This is a genomic window from Desulfocicer niacini (genome assembly GCF_054657595.1).
On the sequence record NZ_BAAHYK010000054.1, the window covers coordinates 1 to 18,921 of the forward strand.

At 49.7% G+C, this 18,921-nt stretch carries 12 protein-coding genes; 1 reads left to right on the forward strand and 11 read right to left on the reverse strand.

The genetic code is table 11. From position 1 onward, the window contains the following. Nucleotides 1–23 precede the first annotated feature (23 nt). The 11 genes from ACYQ2M_RS21350 to ACYQ2M_RS21400 all read right to left on the reverse strand — a co-directional run bounded on the left by ACYQ2M_RS21350 (nt 24) and on the right by ACYQ2M_RS21400 (nt 18,624). On the reverse strand, nt 24–542 hold the full coding sequence (locus ACYQ2M_RS21350; RefSeq protein WP_459918416.1) for an ECF transporter S component: 519 nt from the start codon (nt 540–542) through the stop codon (nt 24–26). Between the two features lie 124 nt (nt 543–666). Further along, complete coding sequence (locus ACYQ2M_RS21355; RefSeq protein WP_459918417.1) at nt 667–1,446, reverse strand: AIR synthase related protein; 780 nt, start codon at nt 1,444–1,446, stop codon at nt 667–669. A 128-nt stretch (nt 1,447–1,574) separates the two neighbouring features. After that, on the reverse strand, nt 1,575–3,527 hold the full coding sequence (locus ACYQ2M_RS21360) for an endonuclease/exonuclease/phosphatase family protein (protein WP_459918418.1): 1,953 nt from the start codon (nt 3,525–3,527) through the stop codon (nt 1,575–1,577). 223 nt (nt 3,528–3,750) lie between these two features. Beyond that, on the reverse strand, nt 3,751–5,841 hold the full coding sequence (locus ACYQ2M_RS21365; protein WP_459918419.1) for a TRAP transporter permease: 2,091 nt from the start codon (nt 5,839–5,841) through the stop codon (nt 3,751–3,753). A 75-nt stretch (nt 5,842–5,916) separates the two neighbouring features. Then, entirely contained in the window at nt 5,917–6,897 is a 981-nt protein-coding gene (locus tag ACYQ2M_RS21370; protein ID WP_459918420.1) for a TAXI family TRAP transporter solute-binding subunit, read from the reverse strand. Nucleotides 6,898–6,909: 12 nt separating this feature from the next. Next, nucleotides 6,910–9,042, reverse strand: a complete 2,133-nt coding sequence (locus ACYQ2M_RS21375; protein WP_459918421.1) for an acetate--CoA ligase family protein — start codon at nt 9,040–9,042, stop codon at nt 6,910–6,912. 163 nt (nt 9,043–9,205) lie between these two features. Further along, the gene (locus tag ACYQ2M_RS21380; protein WP_459918422.1) at nt 9,206–9,973 is read right to left on the reverse strand and encodes an enoyl-CoA hydratase/isomerase family protein; all 768 of its coding nucleotides are present in this window, start codon (nt 9,971–9,973) and stop codon (nt 9,206–9,208) included. Next, entirely contained in the window at nt 9,948–11,666 is a 1,719-nt protein-coding gene (locus tag ACYQ2M_RS21385) for a response regulator (RefSeq protein WP_459918423.1), read from the reverse strand. The genes ACYQ2M_RS21380 and ACYQ2M_RS21385 overlap by 26 nt, the downstream gene beginning before the upstream one ends. Then, the gene (locus ACYQ2M_RS21390; protein ID WP_459918424.1) at nt 11,644–15,111 is read right to left on the reverse strand and encodes a response regulator; all 3,468 of its coding nucleotides are present in this window, start codon (nt 15,109–15,111) and stop codon (nt 11,644–11,646) included. Before ACYQ2M_RS21390 ends, ACYQ2M_RS21385 begins: the two co-directional genes overlap by 23 nt. Continuing rightward, entirely contained in the window at nt 15,081–15,923 is an 843-nt protein-coding gene (locus ACYQ2M_RS21395) for a CheR family methyltransferase (RefSeq protein WP_459918425.1), read from the reverse strand. Before ACYQ2M_RS21395 ends, ACYQ2M_RS21390 begins: the two co-directional genes overlap by 31 nt. Nucleotides 15,924–16,002: 79 nt before the next feature. Then, the gene (locus tag ACYQ2M_RS21400) at nt 16,003–18,624 is read right to left on the reverse strand and encodes a type IA DNA topoisomerase (protein WP_459918426.1); all 2,622 of its coding nucleotides are present in this window, start codon (nt 18,622–18,624) and stop codon (nt 16,003–16,005) included. Nucleotides 18,625–18,647: 23 nt separating this feature from the next. Between ACYQ2M_RS21400 and ACYQ2M_RS21405 the strand changes: the two genes are divergently transcribed. Beyond that, nucleotides 18,648–18,833: a glycogen/starch/alpha-glucan phosphorylase gene (locus ACYQ2M_RS21405; RefSeq protein ID WP_459918427.1), complete on the forward strand. Its 186-nt coding sequence runs from the start codon at nt 18,648–18,650 to the stop codon at nt 18,831–18,833. The last annotated feature ends 88 nt before the right edge of the window (nt 18,834–18,921 follow it).

Sequence of the window (18,921 nt, forward strand, 5' to 3'; positions counted from 1 at the left end):
GCTGGTGTTCACAGCCATGTGAGTTATACCAATTTTCCGGCATGAACCATCCGGTGAGAAATAACGGCAATGGCTACATTGACAAGGGACCCGATAATTAAAAATGGCATGGTGCCAAGGACGGCTCCCATACCCCCGACCAAGGCCATGGTAAAGGCAGAGACAACTCCGTTTAATAAAACGGCCATGACGGCACCAGGAATAGCTCCAAATTGCCGGTTTACCCAGGTAAAGGCAGCCACCCACACCGCAAGCTGTAGGGCAATGAAAAAATGAATGGGAATTCCCAGGGGAAATCCCATAACCCCGGAGGTGATGAGATGCCCCATGAAAATAACGCAGATTCCTTCCACATAACCAAATGCCAGGCCGCAGAAATATCCCGGTGCCGAGTCCAGACCGATGCTCCCCACGGGACTGGGGATTTTGATCATGGCACCAACGGCACTAAGAGCAATAAAAACCGCCATATAGGCAATACGCTTAACAGGCAGGGTATGGGTGTTCAGATCGCCTTTCCGATCTGGTATGGTTGTTGACATGTAAAATTCCTTAATGGTTTATGGAAAAATAGTTACTGTATATTCGGCACGGGGTTCAGGAAATCCTGCCCCATTGGCCCAACAGTTATGATGGGTCGCTGCTATGAACAACCCCGCGTTTTTATTATTTGTTGCATCGTTGGTCCACAGGGTCGTTATCAGCTTCAAGGGCAGTCAGAGTTCCCACCCGGGTCAGGGGCAGGCCGTCCTGAATTTCGGGCAGGACATCCGGTGCACAGGTAAAAAGAGCACAGGTGGAAGGGCCGGCAGATTTATTCAGATCCGGTTCTGTCACCGGGTCAGGCAAAAATCGTGACCCGGTATGCCTGGCCAGTTCATCGGCTTCGGCCAGGATACCCCGTGATCCAATGGGGACAATATCATGGATTTCGTGATAGGCCAAAAGAGCCCGAATATGATTTGTCCCGATGATGCTGGATGCCGGGGCCTGGGCCACCTCTTGCCCCACCCGGGGGCTTCCCAGGCAGTAGACCAAATCCCCGGGCCTGGACAGCGCAATTTTTAAATTCTCAAGCAGGCATGTGCCGGTCAGGCCGATGCCCAGGCCGGTCTGGGAGGGGACAAAATTTTTTTCCGTGCTTATGGCCAGGCAAAGATCCTTAAATCCGGCCATCTCAAGTTCGGCCCGCACCCCGTTAAGAATCTGTCTGCCGGTGGGTTCAGGCTCTGCTGATATTGCCACGGTCATGATTCTGGGAACAGCCCCTGTGCATAGTATTTCCATAAGAGCCACCCGGGCCGTTAATTGTCCCACCAGCCGGTGTGGTACTCTTAAGAGGTCCAGATCCTTTTCCCCAATGCCACCGCAGGAATCACAGGCCACCACAAGGCAAAGCCCCTGTTCCAGCATGCTTACTTCAACATCCCGGCCTTTATATCCCATTTTTCATGTGTCCTTATCCTTTGGAGAAGGTTTGGCCACCCCAAAGTGGCCCATGTTGTGATCAATCCCGGTTTTGTGTTTGGCGGGATATTCCCATCTCTAGAGTTGTGTTAATAAAATTTAGGTGGCTACGGAAATCGAATTTCCATGACAACGGGCAGATGATCCGATGCAAAAACGGTGTCCCCCTTCTGGACCCCGGCCTGAATCAGCTGTTCGTCGTTGAAATTAAGGGTGTTCAGAATAAACCCCCGCACAGAGGGAAGAGTGCTATCCGTATAATAAAAGCGGTCATAGCGGATATCGGGATTCTTTGTGGAACCCGGCCAGGTGTTGATCTTGCCCGTATTGGGATCTTCGGGATGCAGATCCTTTAAGTCTGAGTTGTCCCAGTCCGGCTTTATATCCGGTCCGAACAAGGATTCATTTTTGATATTTCCTGTGATAAAGGTGTTTTCAGGGCCAGGTTCCCCGACAAAATTGAAGTCCCCGGCCATAATAATGGGGGTTTGCAACGGCAGACAGATCTGCCCTCCCATTGTTTTTGCATCCCTGATCCAGGCCATGGCGGCATCGGCACTGCGCTGACGCTGGGCAAGAAACTCTTTGGAATCACAGCATTGCAGATGAAATCCCATGAGATACATGTCTGCGGAAAATTCTTCCCGGGGCAGATTCACCAAGGCACCTGTGATGCCTCTGATATCCGATGGTGGCAGGGTATCCTGGGAGGTGAGTGTAAGGGGATACCTTGATGCGATCATGGTTTGATAAATTCCGGATTTCATGCCCCCGAAGATATACCAGGTTCCTCCGAGGATACTTTCCAGGCGACCGGGTAATAGAAAGGCCATGGTGGTGGTGAATTCCTGCAAAATAAGGATATCCGGGGAAACATGGGAAAATATTCTTGCAAAGGCGTCATCCAGACGGGCATTGGCCATGAAATTACCACCTACATTGTAGGTCATCAGCCGAATAGTCCCGGGGAATCTGGGATGTAAAGCAGGCTTGGGGGAAATGTGTTGCTTGTGGGGAGCAGGGGCAGAGGATGTCTTTAGATCGGAGGCATTCCCGGCCTGACAGACATAAATGGTGGTATTGCTGGAAAGATACAGCTCATGGCTCACAGGGTTGAATTGAAGGCCGTAACGGCTGGTGGCATTTTCTGTATCCGGATCGAGACGTTGAACAGCCCGGGCATTGGATGGATCTATGGGGGAGTTGCTGACCATGGCATTATTCAGTGCATCCCGGGTAATAATGGCGGCAAAGTTGATATCTTTTCCTTCTGCAAAGGCATCACTTCCCCCCACATGAAGATTTCCCTGGTCATCAAAGCCCAGGGAAGATGCAGATAAAATATCCACAATGACCTGGCCCTGGGTTTCAAAGTCCAGGGAGGTCCGGGATGCCATGGCTGATTGCCACAGGCTCCGGGGAAAGTATTTGATGGTCCCGGTGCCGCTGGGGCCTGCGGTTTTAAAACCATTGCCGGTAAACAGATTTCCCTGATCGTCAAAGGCTATGCCTGCCGGAGCGCCGCCGATGTTCCCGATGATAATTTCAGGTTTTGCCTTGTGATGGTCAACATTCACACAGGAAACCTGGCTGGGTTCCCCGAATTCTCCATGGGTGATGGCCAGGCGTGTGTTATCCGCCCATTCAGCATCAAAGTGGGGCATGGTCAACCAGTGTCCTGACAGGTCGGTCATGTTGAAAATGCCTATTTTGCCATTCCCGTCACCCACTGCAAACTGGCTGCCATCGGGGGATACCTTGAAAAATAAGGCTCCAAAGGGACTGGATTTCAGGCCGGGAAGGGCGCCCATATTATAAAAAACCCGGCTACCCGGTGTTGTTTCCTTCAAGGCCTCATTGTCAGAAATACCCATTAATCGACCGTCAGGACCCACATCAAAGACAAACGCAGGGCCGGGCATGGAAAAATGAGATTGCAGGACGTATGAAGCCGTGAGAAAGGGCCGTTGGGTTGTTTCATGGGGGATTTCCAATCCGCATCCCATTAAACTCATGGTGCAGGCAAAAAGAGATATGTAAAATAATTTGATTTCTTTCATAAACCAACCCTTTGAATACCGTTTTCAGTTCCAGATTGAGTACACATTGGTTGATTATATTATAAAATTTAAAATTTTTCCAATCATTCTCATGGGAAATCAGGTAATCCGCTTTTCGTCAGCATCATTCGTAGTCAGGCGTAATTGTCGGAGCCGGGGGCACATTCACAGTCCCCCCGGCCGGGACAATCTACTGCTTCCGGGCAAGCCATGGCCTTTATTGTTAAGGATTTTCAAAGGCTTCCCGGGTATTTTTTGCACCTTTCCGGGGCATCCGGGGTTTCTGTAACAGATACAGTATGCCGAAAATGATCAGGGCAACGGGATAGATATAGTAGCGCTGGTCATGGGGTAATCCTACCAGGGAGGCAATGGCATCGGGGCGCATGGCGCATATGGTGACAGTTAAAAACAATGGGATTTCCCAGATTTTGTTTTTTGCCACAAACCATCCCTGGGTGGCAGATGCAAAGGCAAAATTGCCAATGCAGGCCATGAAAAAAATTAAAAGAGCCTGGGGCCATGAGGAAATATCATGCAGGATCAGATCTGAATTGAAAATAAACATGAACGGCAGGATGGCCGTTCTGATATCATACATGAACCCCTGAAGCCCCGTGGCAATGGGCGGCGATTTGGCAATGGCCGCTGCCGCATAGGCCGCAAGGCCCACAGGGGGGGTATCATCTGCCAGGATGCCGAAATAAAAGCAGAAGAGATGGGCCGCCATTAGCGGCACAAACCACTCCTGGTAACCGGCAATGGCCACAATGGCCGGGGCAGTTAAGGATGCCATGACAATGTAGGTGGCCGTGGTGGGAAGGCCCATGCCGATGATTAGACTTGCAAGGGCCGTGATGATGAGCATGATATAAATATTGCCCATGGAGATGACATCAATGATTTCCGTGATCAGCCCCCCCAATCCCAGTGCCACAACACCCACGATGATTCCCGCCGCCGCTGTTGCCAGGGCCACGGACACCATGTTGCGGGCACCCGAGGCCAGGGCGGCAAATATATTATTGACGGCCTGGCGCATGGCCGCTCCCATGGGCTTTTTTGCCAGGTATGCTTTAAGGGGTTCTTGAAAAAGCATGATCAACCCCATGACCCAGATGGCATGGAATGCCGCAAGTTCAGGGGAGTGTCGTACCACCACCAGTTCATAGAGCAGCAGTGCAATGGGGAGCATGAAATGCAGGCCCCCGACAAAGGTTTTAAAAAAGGCAGGCAGTTCTTCCTTTGGCATCCCCCTTAAACCCAGTTTGGATGCTTCAATGTGGGTGATGTAAAATAGAGCTGCATAGGAGGCAAAGGCCGGAATGGCTGCGGCCTTGATTACTTCCACATAGGGAACATTGACATATTCTGCAATGATGAATGCCGCAGCCCCCATGATGGGGGGGGCCAGTTGACCGTCGGTGCTGGCAGCCACTTCAATGGCAGCCGCCTTGGTGGGGGGATATCCCACTTTTTTCATCATGGGGATGGTGAAGGTACCGGTGGTAACGATGTTGGCAATGCTGGAGCCCGATACCATGCCGGTGAGGCCACTGCCAAGCACAGCAGCCTTGGCAGGTCCCCCTTTAAATCCTCCCAGAAGACTTAAGGCCAGCTGGATAAAATAATGTCCGGCCCCGGCCTTGTCCAGCATGGCACCAAAGAGAACAAAGAGAAAGACAATGGTGGCGGAGACATCCAGGGGAATACCGTAAATGCCTTCTGTGGACATGGTCATCTGTCCCACAAAGCGATTTAAGGAGGTGCCCTTAAATGCGATGAGGTCCGGCATGTAGGGGCCGAAAAAGGCATACACGCAAAAACATATGGCAATGATGGGAAGGGCAGGGCCGATGACCCGTCTGGCAGCCTCCAGGAGCAAAAGCGTAAGTGCAATGCCAACAATAATATCGCGTTGGATGGGTGCACCGTATCTAAGGGTGATACCCTCAAAATCAAGGACAATGTAGAGGGCGGCAAAGCATGCCGTAATGGCTGTGAGATAATCAAACAATGGGATTCTGCGGGTGGTGGACAAAAATCCTAATCCCGGTTTTTTTTTCCTGAAAACAGGATAATTCAAAAACACAATCAGCAGGGCAAATCCCAGATGAATGGCCCGTATATACGTGGAATCAAGGATGAGCCAGCTGGCGATGGACAGTTGAAACAGGCTCCAGATAACGGCAATGGTGGGGATGACCCATTTTGCAGCACCCTTGGGTCTTCTTGTGATACCCTCCTCTTCCTGGGCCATTTTTCTGGCCAGTTTTAGACCTTCTTCTTTTTCCTGAATTTCAATATCGTTCATATTTTTCATCCATCCGGCAGTTGTTCCCCCAAAAATGAAAAGGGCGCAACTGCCATGGTGGTTATTATCAATATGCTATTTCAGGCCAGCTTCTTTGTAGTATTTCATGGCACCAGGATGAATGGGGGCGGAAAGCCCTGTCAGCATGGCTTCCTTGGTTAGCCCTGCATAGGCCGGATGCAGTTTGGTAAAGGCTTCAAAATTATCAAACACCTCTTTGGTGATGGCATAAACCACATCTTCGGAAACAGCGGCGGAGGTTACAAACGTCGCCTTGACCCCAAATGTGGGAACGGATTGTTCTTTGTTGGCAGCGCCCGGATAATTTTTCATCAAGGTGGCAGCCTTGGCATAGTAGGGGTATTTTTCAAGCAGAGTGTCAATATTTAAAATGGGGATAAATTTAACTTTTCGTACGCCGGAGGTGGCTTCCTTGTAGTATCCGGAAGGATGTCCCACGGTATAGAATGCTGCATCAATTCTGCCATCCTGGATCAGTCCCGGGGCCTCGGCGGCCTTAAGGCTTTCTGCATGGAAATCGGTTTCCCAGTTAAGGCCGTTGGCGGTGAGGGCGTCAATGGCATTTTGGCGATATCCCGAACCCACGTTGCCAATATTGACCCGTTTGCCTTTAAGGTCTTCAAAACTGTTGATGTCTGCATCCACAGCGGCAATGAGGTCAACGGTTTCCGCATGGATGGAAAACACCGCCCTCAGATCTTTCTGGGGACCTTTTTCTTTCCAATCGGCAATCCCTTTTACCGCCTGGTACTGGCGATCGGACTGGGCAACACCGAAATCAAGGTCTCCAGACAAAATTGAGTTGATATTAAACACAGACCCCCCGGTGGACTCCACCGTACACCGGATGCCGTATTCTTTTCGCTTTTTGTTAACGATTTTAGCGATGGCACCACCGGTGGGATAATATACACCGGTGATGCCACCGGTTCCGATGGTGACAAAGGTGGTTTTCGCCTGGGCCGTGATACCGGTTCCCAGAATAAGTGTCAGTGCAAAGACAAGGGCGGTGGTTAAGAGTAAAGATTTCTTCATTTTGACCTCCTGTTAAGTGTTTAAAATAATCCTGGCATCAACGACATCCAGGCCCTTTTCATGGAGAATGACGGGGTTCAAATCCATTTCTTTTATTTCCGGATAGGCTTCAATAAGCTCTGAGCACATGGATATAAGTTTTTTAAGCGATTTCTTGTCATATCCCTTTTGTCCCCGGACACCGTCCAGAAGCACGGCAGAACGGGTGTCTTCTATCATTTTCTTACATGAGGTAGGGGAGACGGGCAGTACCCAGAAGGTTACATCTTTCATGATTTCCACCATGATGCCCCCAAGGCCGTACATTATCACAGGGCCGAATTGTTCGTCAATCTTGGTGCCGATGATGATTTCAAGGCCTTTTTGTGCCATGGGGGTCACAAGTATCCCCCTGATATCCGCACCTGGGCGATAATTTTCTGCATTTTCAACGATTTCCCGGAAGGCTTTTTTTACCTCTTCTTCGGATTTCAGGTTTAATTTTACGCCGCAGGCATCACTTTTGTGAAGAATATCCGGTGAAACAATTTTCATCACCACTTTGCCTGGTATGCGTTTTGCGATGTTCCATGCCTCTGTTTCATTTTTCGCCATATGTCCCACAGAGGTGGGGGCACCATGGAGTTTAATTAACTGTTTGGCCTCGTTTTCCAGAAGTACATGGCGATTTTCTTTCAGGGCATTGGCAATGATCTGTTGCCCGGTTTTTTTTGCCTTGGCATGCCAGTTTAATACAAAACTGGTGATGGCATGGTAGGATTTTAGATAATTACCATATTTGCACAGGCTGGCCACACACTTGCAAGATACGTCCAGAGAATCGTGTACCGGAATATTATAGTGGCGCAACAGGTCCAGGGCATGGGAGTCGTAGGCGCTGTAAAGGGAATGAACAATGATGGGTTTTTTCTTTTTTTTCACCATTACTCCCAACTGGTGGGCGGCGGCCTCTTCTCCTATGGCCAGACTTTCTTCAAACCTGATTCCGTATCCACCAAAAAGGCCCACAATGAGAAGCCCTCCCACATTGGGGTCATTTAAAATAATTTTGGCGCAATCGGCAAACAGGCTGGGATCGGAGTCTGTACCCCCTGCCACATCAACAGGATTAAGCACCGATGCCGCTTCCGGCAAGATGGCCCGCAGCCGCTTCCTTGTGTGGTCGGTCAGTTCCGGCAGGTCAATGCCGTAATCAGATAGAAGATCGGCCCCGATGGTGGCATGGCCGCCACCGTCGGCAAGAATGGCGATGGCGTTGTTTTTTATGGCCGGCTGGCTGGCCAGGGTATTGGCCACGGGAAAGAGTTCATCTGAATTTTCAATGACGATGATTCCGGCCCGTTCATAAGCGGGCTTTGCCACCTCATTCATCCCTGCAAGGGAGCCTGTGTGGGAGCCTGCGGATTTTTTACCGGTGGCGGATCGCCCGCTCTTTAAAAGAATAATGGGTTTGTGAATGCTTGTTTTATGGGCTTCTTGGAGAAATTTTCGACCCTCACTCATCCCCTCAACATACATGAGAATGGCTTTTGTTTCCGGGTCATTTCTGAAAAATTCAAGGTATTCATGGAATTTTATGTCCGATTCATTGCCCACTCCCACATAATAGGTGAAGCCTTCATGCTTTCTAATTGTGGCTTCGGTGATCAGGGTCAGGGCCATGTTCCCGCTTTGGCACACCAAGGCGATTTTTCCCCTGGGCACATTGGGGATTCCCGCAAGATTCATATGACTTTTAAGGTTAATAATACCGGATGTGTTGGGCCCTATTAATCGTACACCGGTTTCCCTGGCTGTTTGTACCATCTCTTTTTCCAGGGCCTTGCCTTTATCGCCAAGTTCCCGGAATCCCCCGGCGATTATAACCGCCCCTGCCACGTTTTTTTCCCCGCATTGTTTTAAGATATCGGGAATGGTGCGGGCCGGGGTGGTAATCAAGGCCAGGTCAACCGGTTCCTCAATTTCCGTGATGCTTTTATAACATTTTAAGCCGGAAATAATGTCTTCTTTGGGATTAATGGGATAAATTTCGCCTTCAAACCCTTCTTGCTGGAGGGTTTTAATGGCCTGGAATCCACGTTTGGTCTTATTCTTTGAGGCGCCGACAATGGCAACGGATCTGGCGTTGAGTACGTTATCAAGCATATCTGTATTCCCTTTTACGTGATGGTTCCGGTTTGTGTTTGCAGATTTTACGAGAACGGGGTCTGCCTTGTCTTATTGGCGTTATCCACCCAACCCGCTGCGGAGCCCAAGCATCATGGATAATGTCCATGACGCAAGCCTGGCCCCTGCTCCATCAGGTCCATCATTGTTTTTTCCGTTGTTCAAAATTTGCCAATGATTGATCTCTTTCCCTGGTGGAAACGCAGGCCAGACAGGCTTCCACCTCGTAATCCATGAGGGCTTCAAGGCTGATTTCTCCCTGGGCCATGAGAAAACCTTTTTTGATGAGTTTCAAGGAAAATGCAGAATTGGCCACAATTTTTGTCGCCATGTTAAAAGCCTCATTCATCAGATCTTCAGGATTAACGGATTTGTTCACAAGGCCTATGGCAGCAGCTTCTTCACCGGTGATGTTTTCGGCGGTGAAAAGAAGTTCCCTTGCCTTTCCCGGCCCCACCAGATCCTGCACCAGCCGGAAGGCACCACCTGTGACAGATGAGGTTACCCTCGCCTCGGGTGATCCTATCAGGGCATCCCTGGCGGCAATGCGGATGTCGCAGGCCAGGGCCAGTTCGTATCCGGAACCCAGGGCATACCCGTTTATGGCGGCAATGGTGGGCTTTTCAAATCGGATGATTTTTCGGGAAGCCTCTTGCAGCGATTCCAGGTAGATTCTGTAATCTTCAATGCTTCTGTCTCTGGAATCCTTCAGATCCGCCCCGGTGGAAAAGGCCCGTCCTTCGCCTGTAAAAATAAGGGCCTTCACCGCTTTATCCCCCCGGGCTGCCTCCAGCACCTCCAGCATTTCCAGCCAGAGTTGGCGGTTCATGGCATTTAGTACCCGGGGTCTGTTGAGTTTGATGACACCGATTGTCTCTTTTTTTTCATAAATGATGCACTGATACTTCATGGGCTTTACCTCCTGAAAAAGAGTTGTCAAGGACGCGTCGAAGGGTTCTTGCCAGCAGATCCATGGTTACCGGTTTCATTAATAATTCTTTGATACCCAGTGCTTTTGCCTTCTCCTGGGTTATGGATTCGCTGAATCCTGTGTTGAGAATAATGGGGATATCTTCCCGGATGGCAAGTATTTGCACGGCCATTGTGTCGCCGGTCATGCCGGGCATGGTAAGATCCGTAATCACAAGATCAAAGTCATGGGGGTTGGCGCAGAACAGTTTCAGGGCCTCCGCCGGGGTGCTGCAGGTGATGACCCGGTAGCCCAGATGAGTGAGCATTTGCTTTTCCATACTTATGATCATTTCCTGGTCATCCACAAGCAGTATTCGCTCGTTTCCTCGCTGCAGTGTGGGAGGCTCTTTTACTGAATCGATTTTTACCTTTTTGATGCTGGGCAGAAAAACCTTGAACTCAGTCCCATGGCCGGGTTGGCTCGATACCTGTATCTGCCCTCTGTGACTCTGGACGATGCCGTTCACAATGGAGAGGCCAAGCCCGGTCCCCCGTCCTTTTTCTTTGGTGGTGAAATAGGGATCAAATATGCGTTCCTGGATGTCTTTATCCATGCCGGGGCCGGTGTCTTGAACCGTCAGACAGATGTAGGCTCCGGGTGTCATGTCTGCGGGGTTCAGCGCAACGGGCTTGAGTTCAGACATTTTTAGCTCAATGGGTTTTAACGTGACGGAAAGTTCCCCGCCGGTGTCTGCCATGGCCTGGAATGCATTGGTGATAAGATTCATGGCAATCTGGTGAATTTGGGTGGGATCGGCCATGATCATGCCGCTTTGGGGATCAATATTCTGGTTTATCTTGATGGTGGCGGGCAGAGAGGAGCGGGTCAGGTTCAGCACTTCCTTGATGATGAGGTGGGGTTGCAGCGGTCTTGTGACCTGCTCCTGGCGACGGCTGACGGTGAGGATCTGCTGGACCAGATCCCGGGCCCGTTCGGCCCCGGCCATGATCTGGTTTAATCCGTGGCGCAGCGGCCCTTCTTCCGGGGTATCTTCAAGCAGCATCTGGGTGTAGCCGAAAACCGGAAAAAGGATGTTGTTAAAATCATGGGCAATGCCCCCGGCCAGGGTACCGATGGCCTCCATTTTTTGGGATTGCCGCAGTTGTGATTCAAGCTTTCGGTTTTTTTCCTTTTCCTGTTCATGCTGTTCAATTTCTTTGCGCAGCTGCTGGTTGGTCTGGATCAGCTCGATGGTCCGGTTCTGGACCACCGCCTCCAGATCCTGTTTCTGGCGACGCAGGCTGTCCTCTGCCGCCTTTACCCTGAGGGCGGTTTTCACCTGGGCTGTGAGAACGTATTCATCAATGGGTTTGGCCAGGTAGACATCCGCACCGGAGTCCAGGCCCTTGACAAGGTCCTTTGATTCCGTACGGATGGCAGAAATCATGATAACTGGAATATGGTTTGTGGCTGGCTTGCTTTTTAAAATTTGGCACACTTCATATCCGTCCATGTTCGGCATTTTAATGTCCAGCAGGATGGTGTCCGGCTGCTGCCTTTCTGCTTGCCCGATGCCTTCCGGTCCCGAGGTTGCAGTGATCACCTCACAGCCGGGAATCATGAATTTTAATACGGCAGAAAGGCTGATCAGGTTGTCTTCTTTATCATCAATTGCTAATATTCTGGGCATAGTTCATCCATTTTTCAATGCGTGGCATGAGGGTTTCCGGATCTACGGGTTTGGAAATGTAATCATCACAGCCGGCGTCCATTATTTTTTGTCTGTCTCCCTTCATGGCATGGGCCGTCAGGGCAATGACAGGAATGTGTCTTGTAAGGTCTTGTTTTTTTAATACCTCAACAACGCCATATCCGTCCATTTCCGGCAGGGATATATCAAGCAGAATTAGGTCCGGCAGTGCGGTCAGGGCCAGATCCAGGCCCTGTTTGCCATTTGCTGCCTCCTGTATGGCATATTGTGTTCCAAGGATTGCTTTCAGGGTGATCATGTTGTCGAGATTGTCTTCCACAATGAGCACCGTGGGTTTTTCCCTCAGGTGTTTTTGTTTTTTCATGTTCGGCAGGATCATGGCCTGGGAGGCTTTTCCCAAAGGCACAGATGGTTGACCCAGGTCAGGGGATATGACATCTTTTGAAGCTTCTTCCTTGGGTTCGCCCAGCATGGACTTTATTTTTCCAAGCAACCCCTGGACGTCGATGTCTCCTTTCTGTACCAGCTGCTGGACGTTATTGGATGTTAATTTGTTCAGGTCTTCGGGGGTGAGATCCCTTGCCGTGAGGATGAGAACGGGAATACCGGCGGTGGCCCGGGTGTTTCTCATTTTTTCCAGCACCTCAAATCCGTCAATGCCCGGCATCATCAGATCCAGAATAATGCCATCCGGGATGGTGCCTGCAATGTAATTCAGGGCCTGTTGACCGCTGGTGGCAATATCCACATGATATCCGGCTTTTTCAAGAATCATTTTTATTTGAATCACTGCAGATTCATTGTCTTCCACCACCAGAAGTCTTTTGGTATTGTTCTCAGGGGACAGCCGGTAACAGGGAGGTGTTGATTTCAGTGTCGGAAAGTCTTGCTTTTGCACCCTTGGCCGGGGAGACACCTGGGGCGGTTCTGGTGTGTCGTTGGTGTGAACAGGAAAGTGAAATGTAAAGATGGAGCCCTTGCCCAGGGTGCTTTCCACCGATATATCTCCCCCCAGCAGCTGAGCGGTTTTATAGGCAATGGCAAGCCCCAGGCCAGTGCCTTCATAGGATCTTGACGCAGTACCGTCCACCTGACGGAATTCTTCAAATATATGTGGTAGTTCCTTGGGGGCAATGCCGATGCCGGTGTCGGATACCCTTACATATATGGTGTTCCGGTCATGCCAGGCGGATACCGTCACGCCTCCCCGGGAGGTGAATTTTACGGCATTGCCCATGATATTCTGGAGAACCTGGTGCAGCCTGTTTCCATCACAGGTAATGGCAGGAAGATCCCGGTCAATATTTTCCTCAATTTTTATTCCTTTTTCCCGGGCAAGGGGTTCCAGCCTTTCCATGATATTTTCAATGGTTTCTTCGATGTGAATATGCCTGGAAATCACTTCCATTTTTCCGGATTCAATTTTGGCCAGATCAAGGATGTCATTGATCAGTGACAGAAGATTTTTACCGTTTCTTTCGATGATTTCAAGGTAGTTTAATTCTTCGGCAGAAAGGGTGTCCTTTGTCTGCATTAAGAGCACCCTGGACAGAGCCATCACCGAGTTCAGCGGGGTTCTCAGTTCGTGGCTCATGTTGGACAAAAATTCGTTTTTAAGCCTGTTGGCTTCCTGAACCTTTTCTCTTTGTATCTCCAGAGCCTGGTTTTGCTGCTGTAATTCTTCGGTGGTCTGCTGGAGTTCCCGGGCCTGGAGTGCCATTTCTTCTGCCTGGGCCTGGAGTTCCTGATTGGATGACTGAAGTTCTGCGGCAAGCCTTGCCGTTTCTGCATTGGCAATCATGTTGGACAATGCCGTTGACAGCCCCGTGGTCCAGGGTTGCTCCATCACGGCCGTGGCTTGACTGCCATAAGGTTTGACGCTGGCAAGAGAGATAATACCGACGACGGTGTCGTTTATTGACAGAGGGATGGAGATTATCTCACGGGGCGGCAGGGTGCCGGTGAAGGTTCTGAATTGAAAGAGGTTGTCCTGGGGAATGTCTTTTAAAAAGCTTATTTTCCCTTCATTGATCAGCCAGCCGGTCTCTCCTTCAAGACTGTCTGCATCAAAGGGTTTTAAGCGCTCCGCCATGATGCCGATGCTGGCAAAGGCTTCATATTGACGTGTTTTCTGGTTCAGCAGAAAATAAACGCCCATCTGGGAGTCCGTGACGGTGATCAGCTTTTTTAAGATATCGAATCTGAAGGTCTCCAGATCCCGGCTGTCCACCATGACACGGGTGATCCCATCGTTGATCTGCCGCAGTGCCACCTGGGATTCCAGGGCCACTGCCATGGCGTTGACGGTTTCTGAAAGCGTGACAAGCTCATTGGGCCCGGAAAAAATATGATTCCTGGCGGAAAGATCTCCCTGTTTGATTTTTGTCGCGGTTGCAGCCATTTCAATGATGGGGGTTGCAATGGCCCTTGCCGTTACAATGGCAATGATGAAAATGGCCATCAAAACCCCCAGACCAAGCAGGATGAAATTGGTCATCAATTCCCTGATGGGGGCGTGAAGCTCTGCCAGATCCTGTTTTACCACAAGCCCCCAGCCCACCTTGGGAATATGGCTGTAGGATGCCAGTACCGCCTCACCGCGATAGTCCAGGCTTTCAATAACACCGCTTTTTCCCTGGGAAGCGTTGCGTGCAGGGGTTGCCAGAATCTTAAGGTCCAGAGGGGCATCTTCATGCCAGCGCAATTCGCTTAAGGCCAGACTGTCTCCATTTATGATCAAAGACTCTCCGGTTCTGCCAAGTCCCACCCGGTCTCCCAGAAGGCTGTAAAGGGAGTTTTTAAGGTCTATGCTTGCCACCATTATCCCCACAATGTGCTCCTGATTGTGTTTTGCGCAGAAGATGGGCATGGAAAAAGTCAGGGTTTTTTTTCCTGATAATTTGGATTCATGGATATCTTTTATGAATAATTTCCGGGTGGTCATGGGTTGGGTGAAGTATGTTTCCCGGGAGTTGTCTATATGTCGGGTATAGTGACTTGTGGAAATCTCAACATTACCGGTGCGGGGGTTCAGAATTAATAGCTCTTCATAGGCGCCATAATTTTCAACGAAGCGAATGAGCATGCGTCTGATATTTTGAAGGCTTTCCATGTCCTCCGGGTCTTTTTTTTTTTTAAGCAGGAGGTTTTCCAGTTGAACCAGTTCATTGTCACAGGATGCTGTTTTAATGTCTGCGATTCTTGTGTCCAGCCAGGCTTCCACTTGTCTGGTTTTAAGGTTTCGGATGGCCACAAGTTTACTTATGCTTTCTTTTTTTATGGATCGGATCTGCTGGTTCCAGGTGATGGTGATGCCGATGATCAAGGGCAGCATTCCCATAACAAGAAACCAGAAAAGCAGCTTTGCTTTAATGCTTTTGAACCTGAAGGGATTTACTGAATTTTTTGATAAATATGACAGCATTCATTTACCTTTTTGAAATATTTCCGGTAGGTTTCAGCAGGCCTCTCTGCTTCTCCTAATATCAGATATCCATTTTTAGTCAATGATTTATGCAGTTTATTACATATTTTTTCCTGGTAGGCCGCGTTGAAATAAATCATGAGGTTTCGGCATAAAACCATGTCAAAGCCCCCGAAAACGCTTTCCGGAGGAGCGTAACTGTTTTTATTCAGGATATCATAGGGTGAAAAGAACACTCTTTCTTTTATTTTCGCATTCAGGCGGAAGAAATTGCCCTGCATGGAGAAAAATTTTTTTAACAGTCGGTATTTAACATCTTTAATGCTTTCAAATTCGTAGATGCCCTGCCTGGCTTTTGCTAAAACAGTCCGGTCAATGTCCGTGGCAAAGATGGTGGTATCTAATTTTTTTTGGGTGTTTTCACACAGTTCATTGATTAAAATGGCCATGGAATAGGGTTCTTCTCCCATGGCGCAGCCGTTGGACCAGATGCGCAGGGAAAGGGTTTTATCTGTTACTTTTTCATGGGCAAGAACCGGAAGGATATGATTTGCAATATATTCAAAGGTTAAGGGATTTCGAAAGAACCAGCTTACATTGATGGTCAGTGAATCAATCAGTACATGGGCTTCATGTGTATTGTTTTGGAGGTAGATTAAATAATCATAATTGTCTTTACACCTGGTGACGTCACATCGCTTGTAAATGTGATCCTGGATCATGGTCTGTCGGTACCCGGAAAGATCCACATTGTTGGTTTCATACAAGTGGTACAGGATTTTATTTAAAGCCGGGTCAATGGTCATAGGCATGGGCCTTTTTTATCAAAGTTTCGGACTTGATCAATCCCATCATAACATTGAGTATAAGTATCCTTCTGGGACAGACCTGCTATCGTAAACATGGAATGATTTTTTCAACGCCGTTGACATCGCGGTCACCGGGTATTACCTGAAGGCCAAAGCGATTGCCGTTGGTGGAGATCATTTTAAGAGATGCCTTAAATTTATCACCATCAGGGCTTTTGAAGACCCATGGCCGTGTTTTTTTGCCCTGGACAAGGGTTAGGATGTTTTTTTCTGTGAGACGTCTGCCTAGAATTTCCTTCCAGATCACAAAGCGGCAGTTTCCTGCTTCAGGCCTCCAGTTGGCACAACCAAAAGCTGTTTTGCCTTCAATAATTTTGCCCTTGCACATGGGGCAGCAGAAGTCCTTATGTGAATCAGACGTTGAGGTGGTATGTGTTTTACAGCCCTCCGACAGGTTTTTCGGGCTTGAGCTGGACGATTTGTTGTTGTCAGGTAGCCGGGGGGTAGTGGAGACCGGATGATCTGTATTGTCAAGTCTGTCCATGGAATCAGAAAAAGCCACCCCCGGTGGTGTGGCGGGGGATTGCTGAGTGTCAAAATCAAAACTCACCTGCCATTTACCCGCTTTGGGGGTGATGACAAGGGTGGCTGAGAATTTCTTTTTCTTTTTGGAAATAAAACCGTTGAAGGGGCCGGATTTCCTGTAGGTCAGAAGATTGGCGGCCATCTTTGCCGAAATACTTTTCCCGGCCATGCGTTTCCAGATCACAAACTCACATCCGGTGGTCGCACAGGCAAATAGTTTTTGGTGTTCCAGCACGGTGTTACCGCAGGCCGGGCAGGTTCCCACCACCTGTTTTGCGGTGGAAGCAGCGGCAAACTGTTTGGCTTCAAAGGGTGCGGTTTTAAGTTCGGTGACGGCATCAGTGATGAACTGTTTGATGTGGGCCAGGAATCGCCCATCGGCGGTTTCTCCCAGGGCAATGGCGTTTAAGGCCATCTCCCACCTTGCCGTTTCTTCAGGGGATGTCAGCACCCCGGATACCGGACATTTTTTCAATTGTTCAATGAGATAACAGCCCTTGTCCGTTGCGATCAGCCGTTTTCCTGATCGCTCAATGTAGTTTCGCTGGATCAGGGTCTCCATGATCTGGGCCCGGGTGGACTGGGTGCCGATGCCGATGTCCCCCCGATAGAATTTTTTGATGTTCTCTTCGGACACGTACCTGCCGGGGTTGGTCATGTCCTTTAACAGGAGGGAATCGGAGTACTCCGGTGGCGGGGTGGTCTGTTTTTCCTCGCAGATTATCTTGTCTGCAGAGGCTGTGTCTCCCTGGGCAAGGGCAGGGATGGGCTGGGCCTCTTCTTTGGTGCCGAATCCGGTCTGATAGACGGTGCGCCAGCCGGGCTCCAGAATCACCTTTCCCCGGGTCTGGAAGGTTTCGTTGGAAAAAAGGGTGATCACATGGGTGTTTTCAAACCGGCAATGGGGATGAAACGCGGCGGCAAAGCGTCGTGTCACCAGATCAAACAGATTCTGTTCGTCGGGACTTGTCCCCCCGGGAAGGGGTTTAAAGGGGATCAGGGCGTGGTGATCGGTTAGTTTTGCATCGTTGAATACCCGTTTGTTGGAAAGAGCCACCAGACGATGATCCACGGTGTTGAAAATGTCCGGATGGGCCGGGGACAGTTTTTCCATAATGGAATTAACCAGTTCCAGGCTGGTGGTGCCAAGCACCCGAGAATCGGTTCTGGGATAGGACAGGCATTTTTTGTCCTGGTAAAGGGTTTGGGCAATGGCCAGGGTTTTCTTTGCCGGGAATCCCAGGCGGGTGTTGGCCTCTTGTTGAAGATCGGTGAGGGAAAAAAGCAGCGGGGGCGGCTCTGTTTTTTTCTCTTTTTTTATGGACAAGACGGTTCCAGGGGCGGTTTCTTCCTTTAATTGCCGGTGAAGGGTTTCTGCCTTGATTTTTTCGGTGATGCGGGTTTGCTTGTTTTTGAACCACTGGCCGGTCCATTCCCCCTTGTCTCCTTTGAACAATATTTTTAAGAGCCAGAAGGTTTTCGGTACAAAGTTCTCGCGTTCTTTTTTTCGATCCACCAGAAGAGCCAGCACGGCGGTCTGCACCCGGCCCACGGAAAAGAGGTCGCCCAGGCGCACGGTGAGTGCCCGGGTGAGGTTCATGCCCACCAGCCAGTCGGACACCTGGCGGTAATATCCTGCCCGCCATAATCTGTCATAGTCGGTGATGGGCTTTAATTGCTCCAGGGTGGCCCGGACCACCTGGGGTACCAGGGCCTGGCTGGTCCAGAACCGCATGAGACGACCTTTGTCTTTAAACCCCGATTGAAAAAGAATGGTACGGGCAATTACTTCGCCTTCCCGTCCGGCATCGGTGGCGATAATGATCCGGGAAAATCGGGGCTGTTTTACAAGGGATTTAATGATTTTCAGCTGTTTATGACTTTGCCGGATGGGTTTATATTGAAAGGTGTCGGGAATCAGGGGCAGGGTTTCCAGCCGCCATTTTTTCAGCCCCGGATCATAATCGTCGGGGGCAAACAGCTCCACCAGATGACCCACGGCCCAGGTGATGACATGGGTTTCTCCTTCAAAGAATCCATCTGCCTTTTTTTTGATTCCCAGGGCCTTGGCAAAGTCAGCTGCCACGGAAAATTTTTCTGTCAGGATCAGTTCAGTCATGGCCACAATATTACTTGATTTCAGTGCTGAAGACCACCCTTAAAATTCCTGCCTATGGGTACGGCATCAATGATACGGTGAGCCAGGTGTACGAAGATAGGGCTGAATGGCGTAGACGCGCGATTTTAAATGTCGCCGGCATGGGCAAATTTCCCACGGACCGCACCATCCGTGATTATACCAGGGGCATCTGGGGTATTTCTCTTTAAGTGCTTGGTACAAGCTTATTAAATCACGAACGTTCGTTCATTTTTTGCCTTGATTTGTTCTTCTGCATGGGATATGTCAAATGGATAA